The 23,907-nt window shown below is 66.2% G+C and carries 24 protein-coding genes; 16 read left to right on the top strand and 8 right to left on the bottom strand.

Annotated features, from left to right (window positions below; all coding sequences use genetic code 11):
* Positions 1-74: 74 nt before the first annotated feature.
* On the top strand, positions 75-2,399 hold the full coding sequence (locus ACTZWT_RS05195; RefSeq protein WP_444768650.1) for a GumC family protein: 2,325 nt from the start codon (positions 75-77) through the stop codon (positions 2,397-2,399).
* A gap of 76 nt (positions 2,400-2,475) precedes the next feature.
* Here the strand turns inward: ACTZWT_RS05195 and ACTZWT_RS05190 are convergent, their stop codons facing one another.
* Complete coding sequence (locus ACTZWT_RS05190) at positions 2,476-3,678, bottom strand: GNAT family N-acetyltransferase (RefSeq protein WP_444768649.1); 1,203 nt, start codon at positions 3,676-3,678, stop codon at positions 2,476-2,478.
* Positions 3,679-3,804: 126 nt separating this feature from the next.
* On the opposite strand from ACTZWT_RS05190, the gene ACTZWT_RS05185 reads away from it, so the two are divergent.
* Positions 3,805-4,845: a polysaccharide deacetylase family protein gene (locus ACTZWT_RS05185; RefSeq protein WP_444768648.1), complete on the top strand. Its 1,041-nt coding sequence runs from the start codon at positions 3,805-3,807 to the stop codon at positions 4,843-4,845.
* Here ACTZWT_RS05185 and ACTZWT_RS05180 read toward each other — a convergent pair.
* Entirely contained in the window at positions 4,839-5,048 is a 210-nt protein-coding gene (locus ACTZWT_RS05180) for a DUF2842 domain-containing protein (RefSeq protein ID WP_011441551.1), read from the bottom strand. The genes ACTZWT_RS05185 and ACTZWT_RS05180 overlap by 7 nt on opposite strands.
* Before the next feature lie 96 nt (positions 5,049-5,144).
* On the opposite strand from ACTZWT_RS05180, the gene ACTZWT_RS05175 reads away from it, so the two are divergent.
* On the top strand, positions 5,145-6,248 hold the full coding sequence (locus ACTZWT_RS05175) for a COX15/CtaA family protein (protein ID WP_444768647.1): 1,104 nt from the start codon (positions 5,145-5,147) through the stop codon (positions 6,246-6,248).
* Positions 6,249-6,266: 18 nt separating this feature from the next.
* Here the strand turns inward: ACTZWT_RS05175 and ACTZWT_RS05170 are convergent, their stop codons facing one another.
* From ACTZWT_RS05170 to ACTZWT_RS05155, 4 genes are all read right to left on the bottom strand, one after another.
* Positions 6,267-6,869 (bottom strand): TMEM175 family protein, encoded by a 603-nt coding sequence (locus ACTZWT_RS05170; protein ID WP_444768646.1) that lies wholly within the window; start codon positions 6,867-6,869, stop codon positions 6,267-6,269.
* A 25-nt stretch (positions 6,870-6,894) separates the two neighbouring features.
* A complete protein-coding gene (locus ACTZWT_RS05165) occupies positions 6,895-8,175 on the bottom strand; it encodes an O-acetylhomoserine aminocarboxypropyltransferase (protein ID WP_444768645.1) in 1,281 nt (426 codons plus the stop codon).
* A 95-nt stretch (positions 8,176-8,270) separates the two neighbouring features.
* Positions 8,271-8,855: a CoA-binding protein gene (locus tag ACTZWT_RS05160; RefSeq protein WP_444768644.1), complete on the bottom strand. Its 585-nt coding sequence runs from the start codon at positions 8,853-8,855 to the stop codon at positions 8,271-8,273.
* Between the two features lie 109 nt (positions 8,856-8,964).
* Positions 8,965-9,792: an enoyl-CoA hydratase gene (locus ACTZWT_RS05155; RefSeq protein ID WP_444768643.1), complete on the bottom strand. Its 828-nt coding sequence runs from the start codon at positions 9,790-9,792 to the stop codon at positions 8,965-8,967.
* A gap of 89 nt (positions 9,793-9,881) precedes the next feature.
* On the opposite strand from ACTZWT_RS05155, the gene ACTZWT_RS05150 reads away from it, so the two are divergent.
* From ACTZWT_RS05150 to ACTZWT_RS05130, 5 genes are all read left to right on the top strand, one after another.
* Positions 9,882-10,310 carry a PaaI family thioesterase gene (locus ACTZWT_RS05150; protein WP_444768642.1) on the top strand — a complete coding sequence of 143 codons (429 nt, stop codon included), beginning with the start codon at positions 9,882-9,884 and terminating at the stop codon, positions 10,308-10,310.
* A 156-nt stretch (positions 10,311-10,466) separates the two neighbouring features.
* Complete coding sequence (rplM, locus tag ACTZWT_RS05145) at positions 10,467-10,931, top strand: 50S ribosomal protein L13 (RefSeq protein ID WP_444768641.1); 465 nt, start codon at positions 10,467-10,469, stop codon at positions 10,929-10,931.
* A gap of 1 nt (position 10,932) precedes the next feature.
* Positions 10,933-11,409 carry a 30S ribosomal protein S9 gene (gene rpsI, locus ACTZWT_RS05140; RefSeq protein WP_322517187.1) on the top strand — a complete coding sequence of 159 codons (477 nt, stop codon included), beginning with the start codon at positions 10,933-10,935 and terminating at the stop codon, positions 11,407-11,409.
* Positions 11,410-11,667: 258 nt separating this feature from the next.
* The gene (locus ACTZWT_RS05135) at positions 11,668-12,903 is read left to right on the top strand and encodes a GGDEF domain-containing protein (protein ID WP_444768640.1); all 1,236 of its coding nucleotides are present in this window, start codon (positions 11,668-11,670) and stop codon (positions 12,901-12,903) included.
* A gap of 82 nt (positions 12,904-12,985) precedes the next feature.
* Positions 12,986-13,288 (top strand): antibiotic biosynthesis monooxygenase family protein, encoded by a 303-nt coding sequence (locus tag ACTZWT_RS05130; RefSeq protein WP_444768639.1) that lies wholly within the window; start codon positions 12,986-12,988, stop codon positions 13,286-13,288.
* On the opposite strand, the gene ACTZWT_RS05125 is transcribed toward ACTZWT_RS05130, so the two are convergent.
* Positions 13,272-14,444: an AI-2E family transporter gene (locus tag ACTZWT_RS05125; protein ID WP_444768638.1), complete on the bottom strand. Its 1,173-nt coding sequence runs from the start codon at positions 14,442-14,444 to the stop codon at positions 13,272-13,274. The two genes, ACTZWT_RS05130 and ACTZWT_RS05125, sit on opposite strands and share 17 nt — an antisense overlap.
* A 266-nt stretch (positions 14,445-14,710) precedes the next feature.
* Here ACTZWT_RS05125 and ACTZWT_RS05120 point away from each other — a divergent pair, with 266 nt between their 5' ends.
* Both ACTZWT_RS05120 and aqpZ read left to right on the top strand, forming a co-directional pair.
* The gene (locus ACTZWT_RS05120; RefSeq protein WP_444769203.1) at positions 14,711-15,664 is read left to right on the top strand and encodes a septal ring lytic transglycosylase RlpA family protein; all 954 of its coding nucleotides are present in this window, start codon (positions 14,711-14,713) and stop codon (positions 15,662-15,664) included.
* Positions 15,665-15,706: 42 nt separating this feature from the next.
* Entirely contained in the window at positions 15,707-16,420 is a 714-nt protein-coding gene (aqpZ, locus tag ACTZWT_RS05115; RefSeq protein WP_444768637.1) for an aquaporin Z, read from the top strand.
* 80 nt (positions 16,421-16,500) lie between these two features.
* On the opposite strand, the gene ACTZWT_RS05110 is transcribed toward aqpZ, so the two are convergent.
* The gene (locus ACTZWT_RS05110; RefSeq protein WP_444768636.1) at positions 16,501-17,448 is read right to left on the bottom strand and encodes an alpha/beta fold hydrolase; all 948 of its coding nucleotides are present in this window, start codon (positions 17,446-17,448) and stop codon (positions 16,501-16,503) included.
* A 172-nt stretch (positions 17,449-17,620) separates the two neighbouring features.
* On the opposite strand from ACTZWT_RS05110, the gene ACTZWT_RS05105 reads away from it, so the two are divergent.
* The 6 genes from ACTZWT_RS05105 (at position 17,621) to ACTZWT_RS05080 (ending at position 23,900) form a co-directional block, all read left to right on the top strand.
* On the top strand, positions 17,621-18,880 hold the full coding sequence (locus tag ACTZWT_RS05105; protein WP_444768635.1) for a D-alanyl-D-alanine carboxypeptidase family protein: 1,260 nt from the start codon (positions 17,621-17,623) through the stop codon (positions 18,878-18,880).
* A 2-nt stretch (positions 18,881-18,882) separates the two neighbouring features.
* Positions 18,883-19,632: a dTMP kinase gene (tmk, locus tag ACTZWT_RS05100; RefSeq protein ID WP_444768634.1), complete on the top strand. Its 750-nt coding sequence runs from the start codon at positions 18,883-18,885 to the stop codon at positions 19,630-19,632.
* Positions 19,629-20,669 carry a DNA polymerase III subunit delta' gene (locus ACTZWT_RS05095; RefSeq protein ID WP_444768633.1) on the top strand — a complete coding sequence of 347 codons (1,041 nt, stop codon included), beginning with the start codon at positions 19,629-19,631 and terminating at the stop codon, positions 20,667-20,669. Before tmk ends, ACTZWT_RS05095 begins: the two co-directional genes overlap by 4 nt.
* Positions 20,670-20,748: 79 nt before the next feature.
* Positions 20,749-22,296, top strand: coding sequence for a methionine--tRNA ligase (gene metG / locus ACTZWT_RS05090; RefSeq protein WP_444768632.1), 1,548 nt, complete (start codon positions 20,749-20,751; stop codon positions 22,294-22,296).
* Positions 22,297-22,299: 3 nt separating this feature from the next.
* A complete protein-coding gene (locus ACTZWT_RS05085; RefSeq protein ID WP_444768631.1) occupies positions 22,300-23,091 on the top strand; it encodes a TatD family hydrolase in 792 nt (263 codons plus the stop codon).
* Positions 23,088-23,900: an MBL fold metallo-hydrolase gene (locus ACTZWT_RS05080; protein ID WP_444768630.1), complete on the top strand. Its 813-nt coding sequence runs from the start codon at positions 23,088-23,090 to the stop codon at positions 23,898-23,900. The genes ACTZWT_RS05085 and ACTZWT_RS05080 overlap by 4 nt, the downstream gene beginning before the upstream one ends.
* Positions 23,901-23,907 lie beyond the last annotated feature (7 nt).

The following is a 23,907-nucleotide window of genomic DNA, read 5'->3' as shown; positions in this document are numbered from 1 at the left end:
ACGCCACAGCAACCTTAATCGTTTGTAATCGGGAGGATCACGAGACGAGTCTTGGCGTCAAGTAGGAGTTTGCGATGCGCTTCCCGTTCTGGCGTCGGACGAAGGACGAAACCGCGGGCAGCGAACCGGTTTCGCCCGCGAATCCGGCCGCGGCTGCAGCTTCGAAGGCAGAGCGCATCAAGGCTGCGGCAAAACAGCCGATGTTCAACAGATCGCCGGCCGACGAGCCGATCATCAAGCGCTCGCGGCAGGCGCCGGCTGCAATCGCGGCGCCGGCCAACGGCGATATCGACCTGCGGCTGATCGGCCAGGCGCTGGCGCGCAAGAAGCACCTGATCATCGCGCCGACGCTGCTGGCGCTGGTGCTGTCGCTCGCCGTCGTCAATCTGATCACTCCGCGCTACAAATCGGAAGCGCGCATCCTGATCGACGGTCGCGAGAACATCTTCCTGCGCCCGACCGGCGAGCGCGACGAGCGGCGCAACGCGGTCGATCCGGAAGCGGTGACCAGCCAGGTTCAGCTTCTGCTGTCGCGCGAACTCGCGCTCGAAGTCATCAAGCAGAACAAGCTGGCCGAGCGCCCCGAATTCGACCCCGTCCTGAAGGGCATCAATCCGCTGAAGTCGTTGCTGGCGCTGGTCGGCATCGGCCGCGACCCGTTTTCGATGACGCCGGAAGAGCGCGTGCTCGACGCCTATTACGAGCGGCTCACCGCCTATGCGGTCGACAAGTCGCGCGTGATGGTCGTCGAATTCCAGTCGCAGGATCCGGAGCTCGCGGCGCGCGTCGCCAATTCCATCGCCGACGACTATCTGGTGCTCCAGCAGAATGCCCGCCAGGCGCAGGCGCGGTCCGCCGGGCAATGGCTGTCCGGCGAGATCGAGTCGCTGCGCAACAAGGTCGCCGAAGCCGAATCCAAGGCCGAGGATTTCCGCTCGAAGTCGAGCCTGTTCATCGGCACCAACAACACCACGCTGTCGAATCAGCAGCTCGGCGAGCTCAACACCCAGCTCGGCAATGCGCGCGCCCTGAAGTCCGACGCCGAATCCAAATCGCGGCTGATCAAGGAGATGCTGCAGGGCGGCCGCCCGATCGAGGCGTCCGAGGTGCTGAACTCCGAGGTGATGCGGCGGCTGACCGAACAGCGCGTGATGCTGCGGACCCAGCTCGCCGAACAATCCTCGACGCTGCTCGGCAACCATCCGCGGATCAAGGAACTGAAGGCGCAGCTCACCGATCTGGACCGGCAATTGCGCGACGAGGCGATGAAGCTGTCGCGCTCCTTCGAGAGCGACGCGCGGATCGCCAGCGGCCGGGTCGACAACCTTGTGGCAAGTCTCGAGCAGTTGAAGAAGCAGGCGTCTTCCACAAACGGCCAGGATGTCCAGCTTCGCGCGCTCGAGCGTGAAGCCAAGGCGCAACGCGATCTGCTGGAATCCTATCTGGCGAAATATCGCGAGGCGACGACCCGCGAAACCATCGACCAGGCGCCGGCCGACGGACGCATCATCTCCCGCGCCATCGTCTCGAACACGCCGGCCTATCCGAAGAAACTGCCGATCGTGCTGATCGCCACGCTGGCGACGCTGATCCTGTCCGCCGGCGGCATCGCCACCGGCGAGTTGCTGCGGATGACCCAGCCGCGGGCCGCCGGGATGGCGATGCCGGTGACCGGCCCGACGCGCGCGTCCCAGGAGCCGCCAGCACCGACCTTCGTCGCGGCGCCCGCCACGCCGCCATCGCCGCCGCCGGCTCGCGACGACGTCGATGAGGCCGTTGCCGACCGGCCGACGGATGCAGGCGACCTCGAGGCACTGGCGCAACGGCTGCACGGCGCCGGCGACGCTGCGCGCAAGATCACCGTGCTCGGCACCGGGGACACCGACAACGTCACCGCAACGGCGCTGACCCTGGCGCGGCGGCTCGCACGCGACGCCAAGGTGGTGCTGATCGATCTGTCGGAATCCTCCGCCATGCTGAAGGCTGCGTCATCCGATCCGGTCGCGCCGGGACTCGCGGAGCTGATGCAGGGCGAGGCATCGTTCGGCCAGGTGATCACCCGCGACCGTAGCACGGCGCTGCACCTCGTCAGTGCGGGGCGTCCGGGCTTCGACCGCAACCTGCTGCAATCGCCGCGGCTGATCGTGGCGCTGAACGCGCTGCTGCGGGTCTACGATCACGTGCTGCTCGACGCCGGCACCGCGGCCGATCTGCCGGCCGAGCTGTTGACGGCACAGGCCCAGGCCGTCGTGGTGCCGGCGGCCGACATGCCGGCGGACGCCCGCGTGAAGATGGCGGAACAACTCAGGGCGGTCGGCTTCTCGGAGGCGACGATGGTGAGCGCGGCGGCGCGGCCGTCGGATCTCATCGAACCCGGCGAGCGCACCGTCGCTGCGTGACGAGCTGCGATGTCGCTGAACTGAAAATGCCCGGGTCCTGCCCGGGCATTTCGGTGGTCGCGAAGTGATATTGCGATCAGCGCTGCAGCGCGCCGCGCAGCCGCTGCGCGATCCGCATCAGGGCCGGGGTCTGCTTGACGGCGCGCTTGGCGCGCGCGGCCCCTGCCATCGCGACGGCCGCGATCCGGCCGCGCGGAGACAGCGCGACGAAGCTGTCGAAGATCGGTTCGAGGTCCTTGCAGAACAGCTTCTTGTAGTCGTCGGAGCCGATGCCGAGATCGAGCCGGCGGTAGCCCCGCTCGGCGTAGTGATCGATGATCGAGCGCATCAGGATCAGGCCGGGGCTGTAGCGCGACGCCTCCGACAGCGTGTAGGTGTTGAACATCATCGAGTAGCGATGGCCGTCGGCGACGCCGGCGAACATCGCGATCATCTCGTCGTCGGATTCCAGCGCGTGGATCTCGATCGCGCGGCCGCCGCCCGGGAGTTTCGTCAGGCAGGCCCGGCGGATGAAATCGGCGACGCCCGGGTCGGCGAACACGTTCGGCAGTTTCTGCGCCGCCATCCGGATCGGCTTGATCCGGAAGAAGGCATCGAGCACGCGTTCGACGTCGGCGTCGCTCTCGGCCTGGACGTAGCGATAGCCGGGCAGCGCCTGCAGCTTCTTTTCCTTGGTCTTGAGGCGGCGTCGGAACGAGTTGCTGATCCGATCGGTCGGCGGCGCCGCGGGATCGACCACGAGAACCGGACAGTCGTTGATCGAGGGTTGATGCGGGAACTGCGCCATCGGGTTGGCGAGATCGCGCCAGCGCAGCGGCTGCTGAGACAGCGCCAGCACGTCGGCGCCGTCGGGGCGCGCACGCAGGCCCGCGATCAGCGCGGCGAGGTCGCTCGCATCCGCCGTTCGCGCGACATCGCGGCGCCACAGCGGCATGTTGAAGGTGGTGTGCTTGCCGCCGAGGAACCGCGCGATACGAACGCCGAAGCGTCGCTCCAGCCCGAGCGGCAGCAAAAACATCGGCCGCTGCTCGGCGTCGCTGGCCACGACGATGAAGGGTTCGAGTTGACCGGCGAGGCCGACATGGCGCTGCCACGCGTCGAGAAAGTCGAACCGCTGGTATGGCGTGGAAAATTGCTCGGGCTGTTCCAGCGCGCGCCAGATCGCTTCCGCCGAGGCCATGTCGCGGAAAATATCGAGCCGCGCAATGCGGCCGGGATGCACCGACGACGACGCGTGGTCCGCGGAACGGCCTTCGCTGAGCACGGCCATCAGCGTCATGTGAATTCCTTTAGACGAATCTTTACGCTTTTCAGCGTGTCCGGACCTTTACAAAGAAATCTCAACAAACAGTAATGAGACCGCGCGAAACGCGGCGATGGGCGCCGCGGGCGTCGGGAGCAGACCTTGTCAGCGAGCGGTTTTTGGGCGTCGGCAGGGCTGGAACTTGCTTATTTCAGCGGCCTGGCGCGGCTCGCGCAACTCGGCGGACGAGGTTGTGGTGTCATTCTGCGTTTCGACCGTGTTCGGCCGACGCGCAGGGACAGATTCCAGCCGCTGCGCAGCCGCGAGATCACGCCGCAGTGGCTCGATCGCCTGCTACGCGCGCTGCGGCGCTGGAACTGCGACGTGATTTCGCCCGACGAGGTGCTGGACCGCATGGCGCGGCCCGATGCGATCGGGCGCTTCGTCTGCCTCACCTTCGACGGCGGCTCGCGCGATCTGATCACTTTCGGTCATCCGGTGCTGGCCCGGCATGACGCGCCGTTCGCGGTGTATCTGCCGACCGCGTTTCCCGACGGACTCGGCGAAGCCTGGTGGCTCGCGCTGGAGCAGGTGATCGCCGGTCACGATCGCATCGCTCTGGTGATCGATCACAACGAGCGCCACTTCGACACCGCGACGACCGACGACAAGTATCGGGTGTTCCACTTCCTCGGGAGCTGGTTGCGCGCGCTGTCGCCGCCGGATCTGACGGCTGCGATCCACGATCTGTGCAAGCGTTATGGCGTCGACGTCGCACGGCTCACCAGCAGCGCGGTGATGAACTGGGAGGAGGTGGCGAGGCTCGCCTCCGATCCCAGGGTCACGATCGGCAGCGCGACGGTGAACTATCCGCTGCTCGGCAATGTCGACGACACGGTCGCGCAACGCGAGATCGCGATGGGCCGGGCGGTGCTGCGCGCGGCGCTCGGCCGCGACGCGCCGCACTTTGCCTATCCGTATGGCGAGCGCGGCAGCTTTGCGCAGCGCGACGTGCGGATCGTCGAGCACGACGGCTTTGCCAGCGCGGTCACAGCGATCCCGGGCGTGATCGAGCGAACTGCGTCGCCGCAGATGCTGCCGCGGATCGCATGGGACGGACGGCGAAGCTCGCTGCGCGGATTGCGGGTGGTCTTGTCCGGCGTGATGCCCGGGGCCGCCACCCGGCTCGGGCGGCGTTACTGACGATCTGGGCGCGACATCCAGGTCACGATCGGCATCGCCGGCAGCACCCAGCCGAGCCCGGCGACGACGTAATAGACGATCTGCAGCCATTTGGATTCGGCGATCACCGGCGCCTGCGCGATCGCCATCGCGACCAGCGACCATACGATCGCGAGCACCAGCAGCGCGATGGTTCCAATCAGTTTTCGGGTTCGGATGTTCATGTCGAAATCACACGCACTTGATAGGTTCTCGCGACGCCTTGCGCGTGGGAACGGCGCGACTATAAGGGGCGCGAAAATCCGTTCAAGGTATGCTTTATGACCGCTGCCGCGGAGCCAGACCGTTCCCCCGTCCGTAGATCTCGCGTTCGTGCCGTCCGGATCTGGCTGACGCTGGTCGCGGCATTGATCGCGGTGATGGTGCTGGTCGGCGGCGCGACGCGGCTGACCGAATCCGGTCTGTCGATCGTCGAATGGAAGCCCGTCACCGGCACGCTGCCGCCGCTCACCGACGCGCAATGGCACGCCGCGTTCAACGGCTACAAGCAGATCCCGCAATATCGCGAGCTCAACGCCGGGATGACGCTGCATGAGTTCAAGACCATCTTCTGGTGGGAATGGAGCCACCGCCTGCTCGGGCGGGTGATCGGCATCGCCTATCTGCTGCCGTTCCTGTGGTTTCTGTGGCGCGGCGCGATCGGCCCGGAATGGAAGCGGGCGCTGTGGGGCATCTTCGCGCTCGGCGCGCTGCAGGGCGCGGTCGGCTGGTGGATGGTGGCGTCGGGCCTGTCGCAGCGCACCGAAGTGTCGCAGGTGCGCCTCGCGATCCATCTGACGCTGGCGCTGATCATCTTCGCCGCGATCGTCTGGACGCTGCGACGGCTCAGCGACAAGCCGCCGGTCCTGGCTGCGGCGCGGCTGAAATTCACCGCGATCATATTGCTGGCGATGACGCTGCTGCAGCTCTTCCTCGGCGCGCTGGTCGCCGGGCTGCGCGCCGGACGGGTGTTCAACACCTGGCCGCTGATCGACGGCGCGCTGATCCCCTCCGCCGAACGGCTGTGGTTCGAGCAGCCATGGTGGAAGAACCTGTTCGACAATCACCTCACCGTGCAGTTCGACCATCGCATGATGGCCTATGCGCTGTGGGCGCTGGCGGCATGGCATGCGATCGACGCGCTGCGGTCGCGCGCGGGAGCTGCGGCCGGCGGCGCGCTGTGGCTGTTCGCGGCATTGTCGCTGCAGGCGGCGCTCGGCATTCTCACGGTGCTGCATGCGACGCCGATCGGTCTGGCGCTCGCCCATCAGGCCGTCGGCATCGTGGTGCTAACCTTGGCGGTGCTGCAGGTGGAACGGCTGACCGCGCCGCGGCCGAAAGACGTGGCGCGCGCGGTGGCGCTGCCGATCGGGCAACCCGGCTGATCCGGAGCGGAAGTGCCGCTAAGGCGCTTCGCCATCAAATTTCGGCCTGTGGCGCCGTTCGACATAGGCGCTGATGAACGGCGACAGAAACGCGATCGGCCAGATGTATTTGGGCGAATGCGGGTCGATCAGGCACGCCACCAGCGCGGCGCAGAACAACACCAGAGAAAAGGCCGGCGTGGCCAGCATCACCCAGTCGTTCTTCCGCGCCACGGCGATCGCCCACAGCACGGTGTTGAACAGCGCGATCAGCAACAGATTGAAGCTGTACAGCGTCGTGACGTTGGGCGAGTCGTAATTGTTGCCGTACAGCCCGCAGGTCACCGGCAGCAGGATGATCGACAGCAGGAAGAACAGGTTCAGCAGAACTTCGGCGCGGCCGGCGTGGGTCGCGTAGGCGAGCCGGCGCTGATGGCTGTACCAGAACATGCCGGCGACGATGAAGCTGAGCAACAGCGTCGACAGAAAGGCGCCGTAGAGGTGCCAGATCTCCCGCCATTGCGGATCGGCGCTGGCGAATTTTTCACGCGGCGCCTGATAGGCGAGCAAGGTCATGGCGACGCCGAACACGGTGTTGCTCAGCGCCTCCATCCGGCGCATTTCGAGATGGCCGCCGCTCATCGCCGCCTCCGGGCGCCGTTTGGCGTCAGCCGCCGAGCGCCTCGTCGAGATCCGCGATCAGGTCTTCCTTGTCCTCGATGCCGATCGAGACGCGCACCATGTCCGGTGCGGCGCCGGCCGCTGTCTTCTGCGCGTCGTCGAGCTGGCTGTGCGTGGTCGATGCCGGATGGATGATCAGCGAGCGGGTGTCGCCGACATTGGCGAGATGCGAGAACAGCTTCACATTGGAGACCAGATCGACGCCGGCCTGATAACCGCCCTTGAGGCTGAAGGTGAACACCGCGCCGGCGCCCTTGGGCGCGTATTTGCGGGCGAGTGCGTTGTACTTGCTCGACGCCAGGCCGGAATAGTTCACCGCCGACACCGCCTTGTGGGCCGACAGGAATTCGGCGATCGCCTTGGCGTTCTCGCAGTGCTTCTGCATCCGCAGCGGCAGCGTCTCGATGCCGGTCATCAGCAGGAAGGCGTTGAACGGCGACAGCGCCGGGCCGAGGTCGCGCAGGCCGAGCACGCGGCAGGCGATCGCGAAGGCGAAATTGCCGAACGTCTCCTGCAGCTTCAGCCCATGATATTCCGGCCGCGGCTCGCTCAGCATCGGATACTTGCCGCCCTTCGACCAGTCGAAGGTGCCGGCGTCGACGATGATGCCGCCCAGCGAATTACCGTGTCCGCCGAGAAATTTGGTCAGCGAGTGCACGACGATGTCGGCGCCGTGGTCGATCGGGCGGATCAGATACGGCGTCGCCAGCGTGTTGTCGACGATCAGCGGCACGCCGGCGTTACGCGCGACTTCGGCGATCGCCTCGATGTCGGTGATGCTGCCGGCCGGATTGGCGATCGATTCGATGAAGATCGCCTTGGTCTTCGGCGTCACCGCGCGCTGGAAGCTGTCGATGTCGTCGGGATCGGCCCACACCACGTTCCAGCCGAAGCTCTTGAAGGCGTGGGTGAACTGGTTGATCGAGCCGCCGTAGAGCTTTCGCGCGGCGATGAATTCGTCGCCGGGCATCAGCAATTGCTGCATTACCACGAGCTGCGCGGCGTGGCCGGACGCGGTCGCGAGCGCCGCGGTGCCGCCTTCAAGCGCGGCGACGCGCTCCTCGAGGACCGCGGTCGTCGGATTGGTGATGCGGGTGTAGATGTTGCCGAACGCCTGCAGGCCGAACAGCGACGCGGCGTGGTCGGCGTCGTTGAATACGAAGGAGGTGGTCTGGTAGATCGGCGTCGCCCGCGCCCCGGTGGTGGGATCGGGCTGCGCGCCGGCGTGCACCGCGAGCGTGGCAAATCCCGGGCTGCGTTCGGTCATGGTCGATCCCTCCGTCGAGCTGGCTGATGGTTTGGCGCTATCTGAGCGCAACCCGGCGGAAGGTCAAGCGAGGTGCAGCGACGGGCGAGGCGCCGTCAGGACGTCTCGCCGCGATTGCGGGTGGCGCGGTCGGAAGCGGCGGTATCGCCGCCGGCGAGGCTCGCGCGGTCGAGCGACAGCCGCATCCCCTTGACGGGGACAGGCGCGCGCTTGGAGCTGAGCGTGCGCGAATTGACGCCCATCCAGGAAATCTCCGACGACAGCCGGCCGTATTCGATCTTCGGGCAGCGGTTCATCACCACGCGCAGCCCGGCGGCTTCAGCGCGCGCCGCGGCTTCGTCGTTACGAACGCCGATCTGCATCCAGATCACTTTCGGCAGCGGCGCCAGCGCCAGCGCCTCCTCGACGATCGGCATCACATGCGCGGACGCCCGGAAGATGTCGACCATGTCGACCGGGCGATCGATGTCGCGCAATGAGGCGACGAACGGCTTGCCGAGCAGGCTGTTGCCGACCTGGCCGGGATTCACCGGGATCATGTCGTAGCCGCGCTCGGCGAGATATTTGAACACGAAGTAACTCGGCCGCACGTTGAGCGGCGACGCGCCGACGACGGCGATGGTCTTCACGCCGCTGAGGATCTCGCGGATGTAGTTGTCGGGATAGGCGTCGTGGTTCATGTCAGATGACCGTCATTGCGAGGAGCGAAGCGACGAAGCAATCCAGCTTCGATTGCGGGGCCCTGGATTGCTTCGCTTCGCTCGCAATGACGGGGCGGCTTCGAAGTGATTACCGGTCTTTCCACTCCGGCTTGCGCTTGTCGAGGAAGGCGCCGATGCCTTCTTCGGCGTCTTCCGCCATCATGTTTTCGGCCATCACCTGCGAGGCGTAGTGATAGGCGTCGGCGAGATTCAACTCGGCCTGGCGATAGAACGCTTCCTTGCCGATCTTGACGGTGTGCGACGATTTGCTGGCGATGGTCCCGGCCAGCGCGATCGCGGCGTCGCGTTCGGTGCCGTGCGGCACCACGCGATTGATCAGTCCGATCGCGCGGGCCTCGTCGGCTTTCACCGGCTCGCCGGTCAGCAGCATGTGCATGGCGTGCTTGCGCGGCACGTTGCGCGTCAGCGCCACCATCGGCGTCGAGCAGAACAGGCCGATGTCGACGCCCGGCGTCGCGAAGGTCGCCTGCTCGGAGGCGACCGCGAGATCGCAGCTCGCGACCAGCTGGCAGCCCGCCGCTGTGGCGACGCCTTGCACAGCCGCGATCACCGGCTTCGGCAGCAGCACAATTGTCTGCATCATCGCGCTGCACGCGGTCATGATCCGGTTGAAGCTGGCGCGGCCGCGGTCGGCGTCGTTGCGATGCGCGGTCAGTTCCTTCATGTCGTGGCCGGCCGAGAACGCCGGCCCATTGGCGGCGATCACCACAACGCGCACGCCGTCGTCGCGGCGGATCAGGTCGAGGGCGGCATGAAGGTCCGCGATCAGTTCGAGTGACAGGCTGTTGCGCGCGGCCGGACGATTCAGCGTCAGCACCGCGACACCCCCGTCGATCGTCTCGCGCAGCAGGATCGGCGACGGAGAATTCGCCGTAGAGGCGGGCAGGGCAGTCATGAAACCTTCCGGAAGGACAATCCAGCGCTGGGAACGGGCGTCACCTTATTGTAACAAACCCGGCGAAAACGAGAGTAGGGCGGGAACACATGACACATGCGAGAATGAGCGTAGCCGATCTCGAGAATTTTTTGAATCGTGAGTTTCCGCAGGCTTTCGGCCACGGCGATATTTCCATCGAGTCCGCGGATGGCCGCTCCAGCCTGCTGCGGCAGCGCTACAGCGACCGCATGCTGCGTCCCGGCGGAACGGTGTCGGGGCCGACGCTGATGGCACTGGCGGACTTTGCGATGTACGTGGTGCTGCTGTCGGCGATCGGCCCGGTCGCGCTCGCGGTCACCACCAATCTCAACATCAATTTCCTGCGCAAGGGCCAGCCGGGGCAGGACGTGGTCGCGGTGGCGCGGTTGCTCAAGCTCGGCAAGCGGCTTGCGGTCGGCGAGGTGACGCTGCTGTCGGGCACCTCGCCCGATCCGATCGCCCATGTCACCTCGACCTATTCCATTCCGATCGCTTGAGGTTTCGAAGGGTAATATAGCACCATATTTATAAGATGCTGTTTTAATACAATAATCTCGTGCGGACGGGGATTGACGACGGCGAGCGGCTTATCTACAAGCCAGCTCAAGTCCGGTGCGCCTGCGCCGAATTTCCCCCTGTCATGGATTAATCTCATGAAGACGTTTTCGGCCAAGCCCGCCGAAGTCACGAAGAAGTGGGTCATTATCGACGCCACTGGTCTCGTGGTCGGCCGGCTCGCCACGCTGGTTGCGATGCGGCTGCGCGGCAAGCACCTCCCGACCTACACCCCGCATGTCGATTGCGGTGACAACATCATCATCGTCAACGCCGCCAAGGTGGTGCTGACCGGTCGCAAGCGCGACAACAAGGTCTATTACCACCACACCGGCTTCATCGGCGGCATCAAGGAGCGCACTGCGAAGTCGATCCTCGAGGGTCGTTTCCCGGAGCGCGTCGTCGAGAAGGCTGTCGAGCGCATGATCCCGCGCGGTCCGCTCGGTCGCGTGCAGATGGGCAATCTGCGCGTCTATCCCGGCGCCGAACATCCGCACGAAGCCCAGCAACCCGAAACGCTCGACGTCGGCGCGATGAATCGCAAGAACAAGAGGGCCGCATAAGATGTCCGAAACCATGCAGTCCCTCGACCAGCTCTCGGCGCTGAAGACGACCCAGCCGGATGCGCCGACCTACACCAAGAAGGTCGACAAGTTCGGCCGCGCCTACGCCACCGGCAAGCGCAAGGACGCGGTCGCCCGCGTCTGGATCAAGCCGGGCGCCGGCAAGGTCACCGTCAATTCGCGTGAGGTCGAGGTCTATTTCGCCCGTCCGGTGCTGCGCATGATGATCCAGCAGCCGCTGGTCGCCGCGGCCCGTGCCGGCCAGTACGACGTGATCTGCACCGTCGCCGGCGGCGGCCTGTCCGGCCAGGCCGGCGCGGTTCGCCACGGCATCTCCAAGGCGCTCACCAATTTCGAGCCGGAGCTGCGCGGCGTGCTCAAGAAGGGCGGCTTCCTGACCCGCGACAGCCGCGTGGTCGAGCGCAAGAAGTACGGCAAGGCCAAGGCCCGTCGTTCGTTCCAGTTCTCGAAGCGCTGATCCTCCGCTTCATCGTCAATCGGAAAGGGCGTCCTTCGGGGCGCCCTTTTTGGTTTTGCCGGACTTTTGTGCCCGTCCGCCGGCCACGGCGCGCTGTCAATTTTCATCGCATTTTTCGAAACTTCGCTGCCAAAGCGAGCTGTTGAGGACACGCGATCTCAACGCGGTGCAGCCAGATTGCGATCAGCAGGGGGCACTTCTGTCGCATCGGCAGCGTTGCAAACCCTCCAGTTGGATTGGTCCCGGGTAGTTCGCATCATGTCGCTCGATTTTTCGACGTTGCTCTTGGTCGCAACGCTGATCTGCACGCTGCTCGGGGGAATGCTTCTCTACTTCGGCGGACAGGAGAAAATCCCCGCGCTCTACTGGTGGGGGGCCGCTTACCTGATCGGCGCGGCGACCGTGGCACAATGGCAGGTCCTCGGATCGTTCCTGCCTGACATCGCCGTGCTGTCGCTGGCGAGCGCGGGCTTCATCGCCTGCGGCATGATGTGGAACGCGGCGCGGGTGTTCCACGGCCACAAGCCGAACTGGCCGGGCCTGGTCCTCGGCGCGATCGCCTGGATCGCCGCGGTGATCAGCCTGCCGCCGGAATCGTCGTCGGTGCGGATGACGCTCGGCGCCGGCATCGTCGCGATCTACGCCGCGCTGACCGCGAACGAATTGTTCGCCGAGCGCCGCAAGGCCGTGATGCGGCGCTGGCCGGCGATGCTGGTGCCGCTGCTGCACGGCGCCGTGCTGATGCTGCCGATCGTGCTCGCCGAACTGCTGCCGACGCAGGGTAACACCTATACCAGCAATATCTGGGTGCTGATCTTCGCCATCGAGCTGGTGCTGTACGCGATCGGCACGGTCTTCGTGGTCTTCATGCTGGTCTCGGAGCGCACCGTGCGCGCCCACAAGACGGCGGCCGCGCTCGATCCGCTCACCGGCCTGTTCAACCGTCGCGGCTTCTCGGAGGCCACAGCGCGGATGATCGAGCGCGAGGCCGCGGCCGGGCGGCCGGTCACGGTGATGATCTTCGACCTCGATCACTTCAAGTCGATCAACGACCGGTTCGGCCATCCGGCGGGCGACGAGGTCATCAAGCTGTTCGCGGCGATCGTGTCCGGGTCGCTGCGGATGTCGGATCTGTGCGGGCGGATCGGCGGAGAGGAATTCGCGGCGCTGTTGCCGTGCTCCATCGACGAGGCGATGACCGCGGCGGAGCGGGTGCGCGAAACCTTCGAGGGCTGCGGCCTGGAAGTCGACGGCGCGCCGATCGCGACCACCGTCAGCATCGGCGTCGCCGGCGGGCCGGCGAATGTCGAACTCGACGTGCTGCTCGCCGCGGCCGACACCGCGCTGTATCAGGCCAAGCGCGGCGGCCGCAACCGCGTGGTCGCCACTGTTGAACAGCCGCTGTCGCTGGAGCAGGGCCGCCGCCGCGCGGCGCAGCGACACGAGCCCGTCCAGCAGGTCATCGTCCGCAACGCGATGAGCATCGGCGCCTGACAGGGTACCGCGCGGGTCGGCTTCAATTGCCGCGCGGAGTGCGATATGACGCTGGCCCCAACAATCAACACGGGCCGAGCGCATGATCACCGAAATCGCACAGATCGACGTCAAGCCGGGCAGCGAGGCCGACTTCGAAGCAGCCGTCGCCAGGGCGGGCGCAGCCTTCGGCCGCTCCAGGGGCTTTCACGGTTTCGAGCTGCACCGCTCGATCGAGAAGCCGCAGCGCTACCGGCTGATGGTGAAGTGGGAGACGCTGGAAAACCACACCGTGGATTTCCGCGGTTCGGAGAATTTCACCGAGTGGCGTGGACTGGTCAGCGGATTCTTCGCGTCGCCGCCCGAGGTCGAGCACACCGATACGGTGGTCACGATTCCGGGCTAGCGGCGAGCGCGGCCGGCGGCGCGGCGGTGACCATGTCGGCGGTCGGACCTTCCGCGCGCACATGGTTGATCACGACTCGTCCGATCGCCATCAGTGGCAGCGCCATCGCCAAGCCCCACAGCCCGAACACGATGCCGAGCAGGATCTGCATCGCGAACAGCGTCGCCGGCGGAATGTCGATGGCCTGACGCTGGATCAGCGGCGTCAGGATGTAGCTTTCCAGCGCGTGAACGCCGAGAAACAGCACGAACGCGCTGACCACGGCGAACCAGCCGGACCCGATCGCGGCGAGCACGATGACCAGGCCGCCGAGGATCGCGCCGACGGTCGGGATGAAGGCGAGCAGACCGGCCTGAATGCCGAGGATGAAGGCGCCGGGAATCCCGATCAGCGACAGCCCGGTCGCGGTCACCGCGAACACCACCGTCATGGTGATGAGCTGCGCCAGCAGCCAGCGCTTCAGCATATCGCCGGTGTCCTTGACGATGGCGCTGGCCTGGGTCCGATAACGCAGCGGGGCGACCCGCTCCAGCCCGCGCCGGTAAACGCCGGGCTGCGCCGCGAAGGCGAGGCCGAGAAACAGCACGATGAAGAAGTTGCCGACCGCGCCGATGGTGCCGAGAATCAGTTTCAGCGTCTGGCTGACGATCGCGCCGCCGCCGGAGGCGAGGTCGCCTGCGCTCGGCAGATTGCGCGGCTGCGGCGGCGGCTGAATCTCGGTGGCGGCGGGACCGCCGGGATTGGCGGCGGCGGCGACATGGCTGAGCTCCATGAAGCTGGTGTCGACGCCCTGTCGCTCCAGAAAACCTTTCACGTTCACGATCTGGGTCTTGATCGTGCCCGACAGCGCTGTCGCCTGCTGGGCGATGGTGTTGCCGCCCAGCACCGAGACGCCGATGAACATCACCGTCAGCACGCAGCACACCAGCGCCAGCCGCAGCCCGTGCGGGCCACCGACCACCTTGCCGGCGAGGTCGGTCAGCGCATTGAGGAACACCCCGAACAGAATGCCGGCGAAAATCAGAAACAGCGTGCCGGCGAAATGCCAGGAGGTGTAGAGCAGGGCGCCGAACGCGACGGTGGCGATGCCCCCGACGGCGATCGCCCAGGCGAGGTCGTTGCGGGCCTGGATACGATCGAGCACTGGGACGGTCACGGGCAATTCCTCTGATGTTCGACAGAGCATTCCGTCAAATTGCGAACGAAGCAAGCCGGCCTTGCGCGATCGCGAGAGCCGTTTGCAAGATACTCGCATGTCACGAATTCGTAGCCGGCTGTTAACCATCCGCCCGGCGTCCCCATTTTCGCCGTGATCGCTCTGCGATATGGTCAAAGTTCGGTGCCGATGTGGGCAGGCAGCGACTCGTGGCTCGTGCAGGTCCGTATTGGGCAGCTGACCACGGCAATGGTATTTGGGGATCTATGGGGATTCGCGAACGAGATTCGTTTGGCCGCGCTGCGCGTGCAGTTGCCGCTGCGGCTGCGTGTCTGGTCCTCGCCAACTGCGCGCAATCCGGCAAATTCGCCCGCGTCGACCCGAAATACGGCGTTTCATCCAGCCCCCGTGTCGTCGCGATGGGAGAACCGGTGCCGAAGGGCGGCGGGACTTACCGAATCGGCAAGCCCTATGTGGTCGGCGGGCGCACCTATGTTCCCGAAGAGAATGCCAACTATCGCGCCGAGGGGCTGGCGTCCTGGTACGGCGACAGTTTTCACGGGCGCCTGACGGCCAATGGCGAAGTGTTCGACATGGCGTCGCTGTCGGCGGCGCATCCGACCTTGCCGATCCCGTCCTACGCCCGCGTCACCAATCTCAGCAACGGCCGATCGCTCGTCGTTCGCGTCAACGACCGCGGCCCGTATCACGGCAACCGGCTCATCGACGTGTCGAACCGCGCCGCCGATCTGCTTGATTTCAAACGCAATGGCACCGCGCGCGTGCGGGTCGAGTATGTCGGCCGGGCGCCGCTCGAAGGCTCCGACGACCGCCAGCTCGTCGCGACGCTGCGGACCAACGAACCAGCCCCTGCGCCCTCGACGGTCAGGATCGCATCGGCCAGACCGTTCGTGCCCGACATGCCGGGCGGTTCGGACTCGGGCCGGTCGGTACGAGGCGACGTTCCGATGCCCGAGGGACGGCCGTATACCCTCGGCAACACATCGGTGGATGTGGCCTCGGTCGGCGCGACCTCGGAAATTTCCGCCTCCCGCAGCTCGCGCTCGGACGGGCGAACGCTGGCGCGCAACCAGCACGCGGTCTCCTATGATCGCAACGGCAATTATGCGGACGCCGGGTCGCGCGCAGTCAGCAGCCAGCCCGAGCCGCGTTCGCGTGACGAGATCGGCAGTTTGCTTTCGGCGCGCGGGCTTTACTGAGCTCGATTTAATGCGCCTGCCGCAATCAGGAGGGGGCGCATCATGAATACAAAGAAGTATGCCGCCGAAATCATCGGTACATTCTGGCTGACTTTTGCCGGCTGCGGCAGCGCGGTTCTGGCTGCGGCCTTTCCGCAGGTCGGGATCGGCCTGCTCGGCGTGTCTTTTGCCTTCGGCCTCAGCGTCGTCACAATGGCGTTCGCGCTCGGCCACGTCTCCGGCTGCCATCTCAATCCCGCTGTTACATTGGGGCTGGCCGCCGGCGGTCGCTTTCCCCTGGGGCAGGTCGCGCAGTACATCGTCGCGCAAGTCATCGGCGCCATCCTGGGGGCGGGCCTGCTGTACATCATCGCGAGCGGCAAGGCCGGGTTCGACCTTGCGGGCGGCTTCGCATCCAATGGCTACGGCGACCATTCTCCGGGCAATTATAGTCTGCTGGCCTGCTTCGTTTCAGAAGTGGCGATGACGGCGATCTTCCTGTTCATCATCATGGGTGCAACGCATGGCAAAGCGCCGGCCGGCTTCGCCCCGCTCGCCATCGGCTTCGCGCTGGTGCTGATCCACCTCGTCAGCATTCCGGTTACCAACACCTCGGTGAACCCGGCGCGCAGCACCGGTCCCGCGCTGTTCGTGGGCGGTTGGGCCATTCAGCAGCTCTGGTTGTTCTGGGTCGCGCCGCTGATCGGAGGCGTCATCGGAGGCGTCGCCTATCGCTGGCTGAGCGATGAGCCGGAAGGCATCGTCGCGGGCAAGTGAGCGACAATCCATCGTGCTCTCCTCGATCAGTTCGAGGCCGTCGCGACAGTCGCGGCAGCCTCGTCGATCCGGCGCTTCGCTCACATCACCTGTTTCAGAAAATCGACCAGCGCCGCGTTGACCTCGGCCGGCTTTTCCTGCTGGATCCAGTGGCCGGCGCCGTCGATGATCAGCTTCTGCTTGAGGTTCGGCAGCACGCGCTCCATGCCGGCGACCTGCTTGCCACTCATCGCGTCCGAAATCACCGGGTCCTTCGCGCCGGCGATGAACAGCGATGGCTGGCGGATCTGCGCGCCGTGCCACGGCGCGGTCATCTCCCAGTTGCGGTCGATGTTGCGATACCAGTTCAGGCCGCCGCGAAACCCGCTCTCCCGATAGGCCTCGATGAAATACGTCAGTTCCGATTCGCTGAGCCAGCCGGGCAGCGGTCGGTCCGGCGCGATCTTGCCGAGGAAGCCGCCGCCTTCGCGAATGAACAGCGACCGCGCCGGATCGGAAAAGCCGCCGGCGAGAATGCCGCGCATCGTCAGCGCGACGTCGCGCTCGAGCTCGGCTTCCGCGACCCCGGGCGTCTGGAAATACTGCCAGTAGAAATTGGTGATGCCGTTCTGGCGTAGTGTCTCCATAGGCCGGCCGCGACCGCGAAACGCCGGCGGAACACTGAGGCCCGCCACCGCGCTGAACAGGTCCGGGCGAAACAGCGCGGCGTGCCAGGCGACCGGCGCGCCCCAGTCGTGGCCGATGATCGCCGCGCTTGTCTCCTTCAACTCGGCGACCAGCGCCACCATGTCGCCGACCATGTCGAAGATGCTGTAAGCCTCGATCGGCTGCGGCGCGCTTGAACGCCCGAAGCCGCGCATGTCGGGCGCCACCACGCGATAGCCGGCGTCGGCGAGCGCCACGATCTGATGCCGCCACGAATACGACAGTTCCGGCCAGCCGTGGCACAGTAGCACCAGCGGGCCTTCGCCGCGTTCGCGCAAGAACAATTCGATCCCGTTGACCGCAACGGTCCTGGTCGATTCCATCGCGTTTCCGCCCTGAATTGATTGGAGTTTATGTGGAAGCCGAGCGTCCTGCACGATAGGATTGATCCGGCGTCACCACAATGGAGAACAGTCCCCTGCTGCCGTCCGTCCGTCCGGATGGGTGGGGGGCAATCCGCGCCTGTCGTTCGAGGCCGTTCCCGGGACATTTGTCATGGCTCTGTTCACCCCCCTGCGTTCGATCGGATCGCGCCGCCGCCTGCCGGGATGGCGCGTGCTGCTGGCCGGCGTGCTGGTGATGACGATCGGATCGGGCGGGGTGTTCGCCGCGAACCAGAGCGTGCAGGGCGCCAAGAAGGAAGACGTCGCCGGCGGCTACGACACCGATGCGCCGAGCGCGATCCTGATCGACGGCGAGAGCGGCAGCGTGCTGTTCGAGAAGAATGCCGATGAATTGCGCCCGCCATCGAGCATGCTGAAGCTGATGACGGTGGAGCTGGTATTCCATCTGCTGGCCAAGGGCGAGATCAAGCCGAGCGACGAGTACAAGATCAGCGAATACGCCTGGCGGCGCGGCGGCGCGCCGGCCGGCAACTCGACGATGTTCGCCGAAATCCACAGCAAGGTCGCGGTAGAGGATCTGCTGAAGGGCGCGATCATCCAGAGCGGCAACGATTCCTGCATCGCGCTGGCCGAAGGCATCGCCGGCAGCGAGCCGGCATTCGTCGAGCGGATGACCAGGCGCGCACGCGAGATCGGGCTGACGCAATCGACCTTCGCGAATTCCAACGGTCTGCCCGACCCAGGCAACAAGATGAGCGTGCGCGAACTCGCCCGTCTCGCGCGCCACATCATCCAGACCTATCCGGACGACTACAAGCTGTTCAGCGAGAAGGAATTCACCTGGAACAAGATCCGGCAGACCAACCGCAACCCGCTGCTGAGTGCATTCAACGGCGCCGACGGGTTGAAGACCGGCTACACCAAGGATGGCGGCTACGGCATGGTCGGCTCGGCAGTGCAGAACGGGATGCGGCTGATCGTGGTGGTCAACGGGATCGACGACATCGACGACCGCGCCGCCGAGGTGAAGAAGCTGCTGGAATGGGGCTTCCGCAATTTCGAATCGCGCCCGCTGTTCGCGGCGCAGGCGACCGTCGGCTATGCGCGGGTATTCGGCGGCGAGAAGCGCTATGTCGGCCTGACGCCGGTCGAGCCGGTGCGGGTGATGGTCCGCAGGAATGGCGGCGACAGGCTGATCGCGCGGATCGTCTATACCGGCCCGGTCGCGGCGCCGGTCGAGGCCGGCCGACGCATCGGCGTGGTGCGGGTCTGGCGCGGGCCCAATCTCGCCGTCGAGGTGCCGCTGCAGGCGGCCGAGGCCAATCCGGTCGGCTCGACCATGCGGCGCGCCATGGACGGCGCCAGCGAATTGCTGATCGGGGTGGTTCGTGCCGGCTTTGCAAAGCTCTGATAATGGTTGAACAGACGCCGAGATCCTCATCGTTGCACGGCCATTTCATCACCTTCGAAGGCGGTGAGGGCGCCGGCAAATCGACCCAGATCAAGCTGCTCGCCAAGCGGCTGGAGAAAGCCGGGCTGGAGACGCTGGTGACGCGCGAGCCGGGCGGCTCGCCCGGCGCGGAGGTGATCCGGCATCTGCTGTTGTCAGGGATCGGAAATCTGATCGGGGGTGCGCAGGCCGAGGCGCTGCTGTTCGCCGCCGCCCGCGACGACCATGTCCGCACCCTGATTCAGCCCGCATTGGATCGCGGCGTCTGGGTGCTGTGCGACCGGTTCTACGACTCCACCCGGGTCTATCAGGGCAAGCTCGGCGAGGTCAGCCCGGCCATGCTCAACGCGTTGCAGGACGTCACCATCGGCACCATGAAGCCCGACCTGACCGTGATCCTCGACGTGCCGGTCGAGATCGGGCTGGCGCGGGCGGCGATCCGGCGCGGCAGCGAGGCGCCGGACCGGTTCGAATCCGAGAACATCGATTTCCATCGCCGGCTGCGCGACGCCTACCGGCAGATCGCGCTCGCCGAGCCTGAGCGTTGCGTGGTGATCGACGCCAATGCCGAGCCGCAGATCGTCGCCGACCGCATCTGGCTGACGGTGCAGGAGCGACTGCTTCAGTGGCCGCAGGCCAAACCCAAGACGGCGAAGGCGACGCCAAAGGCGAAAGCCAAGACGAAGATCAGGACCAGGGCGAAAACGGCATGAGCGCGCGCAAGGGGGCGGCCGAGATCGTCGCGAAATCACCGCGCGAAACCACGGCGCTGTTCGGGCATGCCGCCGCCGAGCAGGCGCTGCTCGACGCCTATCGCAGCGGCCGGATCGCCCACGCCTGGCTGATCGGCGGCGCGCAGGGCATCGGCAAGGCGACGCTGGCCTACCGGATGGCGCGCTTCGTGCTGGCGCATCGCGATCCGCAGGCCGACGCCGTGCAGGGCGCGGCGTCGCTCGAGCTCGACCCGTCGCATCCGGTGGTTCGCCACGTCGCCGCCGAGGCGCATGGCGGGCTGCTGACGCTGGAGCGCTCGCTCAACGACAAGGGCGTGCGGCGCAACGTCATCACCGTCGACGAGTCGCGCGAGACCATCGGCTTCTTCGGCTCGACCGCCGCGATCGAAGGCTGGCGGGTCTGCATCGTCGATACCGTCGACGACCTCAACGCGTCCTCCGCCAATGCGCTGCTCAAGGTGATCGAGGAGCCGCCGCAGCGCTCGCTGTTTCTCCTGATCAGCAATTCGCCGGCGCGGCTGCTGCCGACGATCCTGTCGCGCTGTCGCAAGCTGATGCTGCGGCCGCTGGCGACCGACGACGTCATCGCCGCGGCGCTCGCGGCGACCGATCTTTCGCCCGGCGATCCCAAACTCGCGGAGGCCGCCGAGGCCTCGGAAGGCAGCGTGTCGCGGGCGCTGACGCTGCTCGGCGGCGACGCGCTGTCGCTGCAGCACAAGACCACCGCGCTGCTCGACAGCCTGCCGAACGTCGATCCGCGCGCGCTGCATGCGCTGGGCGAGGCGATCGGCGGCACCGACCGCGCCACGCTCGCGGCCTTCGTCGACGGCGTTGATCGCTGGATCGCAGGGCAGCTGCGGAGCGGCGACGCCAACGCGAACCTGCCGCGCCTTGCACGGCTGGCGGAGGTGTGGGAAAAGATCGGCCGCGCCGCGCGCGACACCGAAGCCTACAATCTCGAGCGCAAGCCGCTGGTTTTCTCGGTCTTCGGGCTCCTCGCGGAGGCGGTGCGCTGATGCGCCAGGGCGATCATTCCGGATGATGGTCAGCGCCGCCGCCCACACTCGATCCTGTTGTTGAAAGGCGTCCGCGCAGATGGCGCAGCGAAATTCATTCTACATCACCACCGCGATCTCTTATCCGAACGGCGCGCCGCATATCGGCCACGCCTACGAGGCGATCGCGACCGACGCGCTGGCGCGATTCCAGCGGCTCGACGGCCGTGACGTGTTCTTCCTGACCGGCACCGACGAGCACGGCCTGAAGATGATCCAGACTGCGCAGAAGGAGGGGGTCGAGACCCACGTTCTCGCCGCCCGCAATGCCGGCCGCTTCCGCGACATGGACGACCGCTTCGGCGTGTCCTACGACCGCTTCATCCGCACCTCGGAGGAGCAGCATCACCGCTCGGTCCAGGAGGTCTGGAAGCGGTTGCAGGCGAACGGCGACATCTATCTCGACAGCTATGCCGGCTGGTATTCGGTCCGCGACGAGGCCTATTACGCCGAGGACGAAACCGTCGTCGGCGAGGATGGCGTGCGCCGCGGCCCGCAGGGCACGCCGGTCGAATGGGTCGAGGAGAAGAGTTACTTCTTCAGGCTCTCGGCCTATCAGGACAAGCTGCTGAAGCTGTACGAGGACCAGCCGGACTTCATCGGCCCGGACTCGCGCCGCAACGAGGTGATCAGCTTCGTCAAAAGCGGGCTGAAGGACCTGTCGGTGTCGCGCACCACCTTCGACTGGGGCGTCAAGGTGCCGGGCGATCCGGAGCACGTGATGTATGTCTGGGTCGACGCGCTGACCAACTACATCACCGGCGTCGGCTTTCCCGACGAGAGCGACGCCAACTGGCATTACTGGCCGGCCGACGTGCACGTCATCGGCAAGGACATCATCCGCTTCCACGCGGTGTACTGGCCGGCGTTCCTGATGTCGGCGGGCATCCCGATCCAGAAGCGCGTCTACGCCCACGGCTTTTTGTTCAACAAGGGCGAGAAGATGTCGAAGTCGGTCGGCAACATCGTCGACCCGTTCAACCTCGCCGACCAGTACGGCGTCGATCAGGTGCGCTACTTCTTCCTGCGCGAGGTGCCGTTCGGCTCGGACGGCAGCTACAATCACGAGGCGATCGTCAACCGCATCAACGCCGATCTCGCCAACGACCTCGGCAATCTGGCGCAGCGCTCGCTGACCATGGTGGCCAAGCAGTGCGACGCCGAGGTGCCGGCGCATGGTGAGTTCAGCGACGCCGACAAGGCGATGCTGGCGATGGCCGACGGCATGATCGCGCAGGCGCGCACCGCGATGGCGACGCAGCAGATCCATCAGGCGCTCAACGCGGTGTGGGCGGTGGTGGCGGAGGCCAACCGTTACTTCGCCGGCGAGGCGCCGTGGGCGCTGGCCAAGACCGATCCGCCGCGGCAGAAGACGGTGCTCTACGTCACCGCCGAGGTGTTGCGCCAGGTCGGCATTCTGGCGCAGCCGGTGATGCCGGGCTCGGCCGCCAAGCTGCTCGACATCCTCGGCGTCGCAGAAGGTTCGCGCGACTTCGCGGCGCTGCCGACGCGGATCGTGCCGGGCACGCCGTTGCCGGCACCCGCGCCGATCTTCCCGCGCTATGTCGAGCCGGCGGCGACGGCGTAAGCCATGCTGATCGACAGCCACTGCCATCTCGACTTCCCCGACTTTGCCGACGACCTCGCCGGCATCGTCGCCCGCGCCGAGGCGAGCGGGGTGGGGCGGATGGTGACGATCTCGACACGCGTCAAGCGGTTGCCGGAGCTGCTGGCGATCGCCGATCGGTTTGCCAACGTGTACTGCTCGGTCGGCACCCATCCGCATCACGTCGACGAGGAAGACGGCATCAGCGCCGACGAACTGATCGCGCTTGCGCAGCATCCGAAGGTGGTGGCGTTCGGCGAGGCCGGGCTCGATTACTTCTACGAGCACGGCTCGCGCGACGCGCAGGAGCGCGGCTTCCGCACCCACATCGCGGCAGCCCGCGAGACCGGCCTGCCGCTCGTCATCCACACCCGCGAGGCGGACGAGAATTGCGGCCGCATCCTCGAAGACGAGATGGCCAGGGGCGCATTTCGCGCCGTGCTGCATTGCTACACCGGCGGCCGCGAGCTGGCGATGAGAGCCATCGATCTCGGGCTGCTGATCGGCTTCACCGGCATCGTGACGTTCAAGAAATCCCAGGCGCTGCGCGACCTCGCCGCCGAATTGCCGGCCGATCGCGTGCTGGTCGAAACCGACTCGCCGTATCTGGCGCCCGGCAAATATCGCGGCAAGCGCAACGAGCCGGCCTATGTGGTCGAGACCGCCAAGGTGCTGGCCGAGGTGAGGGGCGTCTCGCCCGATGAGATCGCGCGCCAGACCACGGCGAACTTCTTCAATCTGTTCGGCAAGGTGCCGGCGCCGGAATTGCCCGCATGACGCTGATCCTCACAATCCTCGGCTCGGGCTCCTCTGCCGGCGTGCCGCGCCCGGCGCTGGGCTGGGGCGCCGCCGATCCCAGCAATCCGAAGAACCGCCGCCGCCGCTGCTCGCTGCTGGCGGAGCGGGTGACTCCTGACGGCATCACAAGGGTGCTGATCGACACATCGCCGGACCTGCGTGAGCAACTGATCGACGCCGACGTCGATCATCTCGATGCCGTCTTCCTCACCCACGAGCACGCCGACCAGACTCATGGAATCGACGATCTTCGCTCGGTGGCGATGGCCATGCGGCGACGCATCCCGGTCTATCTCAACCAGTCGACCGCCGAGCACGTCGTGTTCCGCTTCCACTATTGCTTTGCGACGCCGCCGGGCAGCTCCTATCCGCCGATCCTCGACGAGCACCGCATCGAGGCCGGCGAGAGCCGCAGCATCGCAGGGGCGGGGGGCGAGCTGACGCTGGCGCCGTTTCTGGTGCAGCACGGCGACATCCCCGCGCTCGGCTACCGGATCGGCGATGCCGCCTACACGCCCGACGTCAGCGACATTCCCGAGCATAGCTTCCCGGCGCTCGAAGGCCTCGACCTCTGGATCATCGACGGGTTGCGCTACAAGCACCACGGCACCCACTTCAACGTCGAAGCGGCCCTGCGATGGATCGACCGTTTCAAGCCGAAGCGCGCGGTGATCACCAACATGCACGCGGATCTCGACTACGAGACGCTGCGCGGCGAACTACCCGACGGCGTCGTGCCGGGGTTCGACGGGATGCGTCTGACGCTCGATAGCAGCGCTGCAGGCTAGACTAGCC

The organism is Rhodopseudomonas sp. NSM (assembly GCF_052445935.1).
GTDB lineage: Bacteria > Pseudomonadota > Alphaproteobacteria > Rhizobiales > Xanthobacteraceae > Rhodopseudomonas.
This window is presented reverse-complemented; position numbering and strand designations above follow the sequence as displayed.

Bases quoted from the DNA above. Each gene is read 5' to 3' on its own strand.
- ACTZWT_RS05120 (WP_444769203.1), top strand. From the start codon at position 14,711: ATGGGGATTCGCGAACGAGATTCGTTTGGCCGCGCTGCGCGTGCAGTT.
- aqpZ (WP_444768637.1), top strand. From the start codon at position 15,707: ATGAATACAAAGAAGTATGCCGCCGAAATCATCGGTACATTCTGGCTG.
- ACTZWT_RS05130 (WP_444768639.1), top strand. From the start codon at position 12,986: ATGATCACCGAAATCGCACAGATCGACGTCAAGCCGGGCAGCGAGGCC.
- ACTZWT_RS05085 (WP_444768631.1), top strand. From the start codon at position 22,300: ATGCTGATCGACAGCCACTGCCATCTCGACTTCCCCGACTTTGCCGAC.
- rpsI (WP_322517187.1), top strand. From the start codon at position 10,933: ATGTCCGAAACCATGCAGTCCCTCGACCAGCTCTCGGCGCTGAAGACG.
- tmk (WP_444768634.1), top strand. From the start codon at position 18,883: ATGGTTGAACAGACGCCGAGATCCTCATCGTTGCACGGCCATTTCATC.
- ACTZWT_RS05105 (WP_444768635.1), top strand. From the start codon at position 17,621: ATGGCTCTGTTCACCCCCCTGCGTTCGATCGGATCGCGCCGCCGCCTG.
- ACTZWT_RS05160 (WP_444768644.1), bottom strand. From the start codon at position 8,855: ATGAACCACGACGCCTATCCCGACAACTACATCCGCGAGATCCTCAGC.
- ACTZWT_RS05155 (WP_444768643.1), bottom strand. From the start codon at position 9,792: ATGACTGCCCTGCCCGCCTCTACGGCGAATTCTCCGTCGCCGATCCTG.
- ACTZWT_RS05175 (WP_444768647.1), top strand. From the start codon at position 5,145: ATGACCGCTGCCGCGGAGCCAGACCGTTCCCCCGTCCGTAGATCTCGC.
- ACTZWT_RS05165 (WP_444768645.1), bottom strand. From the start codon at position 8,175: ATGACCGAACGCAGCCCGGGATTTGCCACGCTCGCGGTGCACGCCGGC.
- ACTZWT_RS05095 (WP_444768633.1), top strand. From the start codon at position 19,629: ATGAGCGCGCGCAAGGGGGCGGCCGAGATCGTCGCGAAATCACCGCGC.
- metG (WP_444768632.1), top strand. From the start codon at position 20,749: ATGGCGCAGCGAAATTCATTCTACATCACCACCGCGATCTCTTATCCG.
- ACTZWT_RS05195 (WP_444768650.1), top strand. From the start codon at position 75: ATGCGCTTCCCGTTCTGGCGTCGGACGAAGGACGAAACCGCGGGCAGC.
- ACTZWT_RS05110 (WP_444768636.1), bottom strand. From the start codon at position 17,448: ATGGAATCGACCAGGACCGTTGCGGTCAACGGGATCGAATTGTTCTTG.
- ACTZWT_RS05180 (WP_011441551.1), bottom strand. From the start codon at position 5,048: ATGAACATCCGAACCCGAAAACTGATTGGAACCATCGCGCTGCTGGTG.
- ACTZWT_RS05080 (WP_444768630.1), top strand. From the start codon at position 23,088: ATGACGCTGATCCTCACAATCCTCGGCTCGGGCTCCTCTGCCGGCGTG.
- ACTZWT_RS05135 (WP_444768640.1), top strand. From the start codon at position 11,668: ATGTCGCTCGATTTTTCGACGTTGCTCTTGGTCGCAACGCTGATCTGC.
- ACTZWT_RS05170 (WP_444768646.1), bottom strand. From the start codon at position 6,869: ATGAGCGGCGGCCATCTCGAAATGCGCCGGATGGAGGCGCTGAGCAAC.
- ACTZWT_RS05190 (WP_444768649.1), bottom strand. From the start codon at position 3,678: ATGACGCTGATGGCCGTGCTCAGCGAAGGCCGTTCCGCGGACCACGCG.
- rplM (WP_444768641.1), top strand. From the start codon at position 10,467: ATGAAGACGTTTTCGGCCAAGCCCGCCGAAGTCACGAAGAAGTGGGTC.
- ACTZWT_RS05150 (WP_444768642.1), top strand. From the start codon at position 9,882: ATGACACATGCGAGAATGAGCGTAGCCGATCTCGAGAATTTTTTGAAT.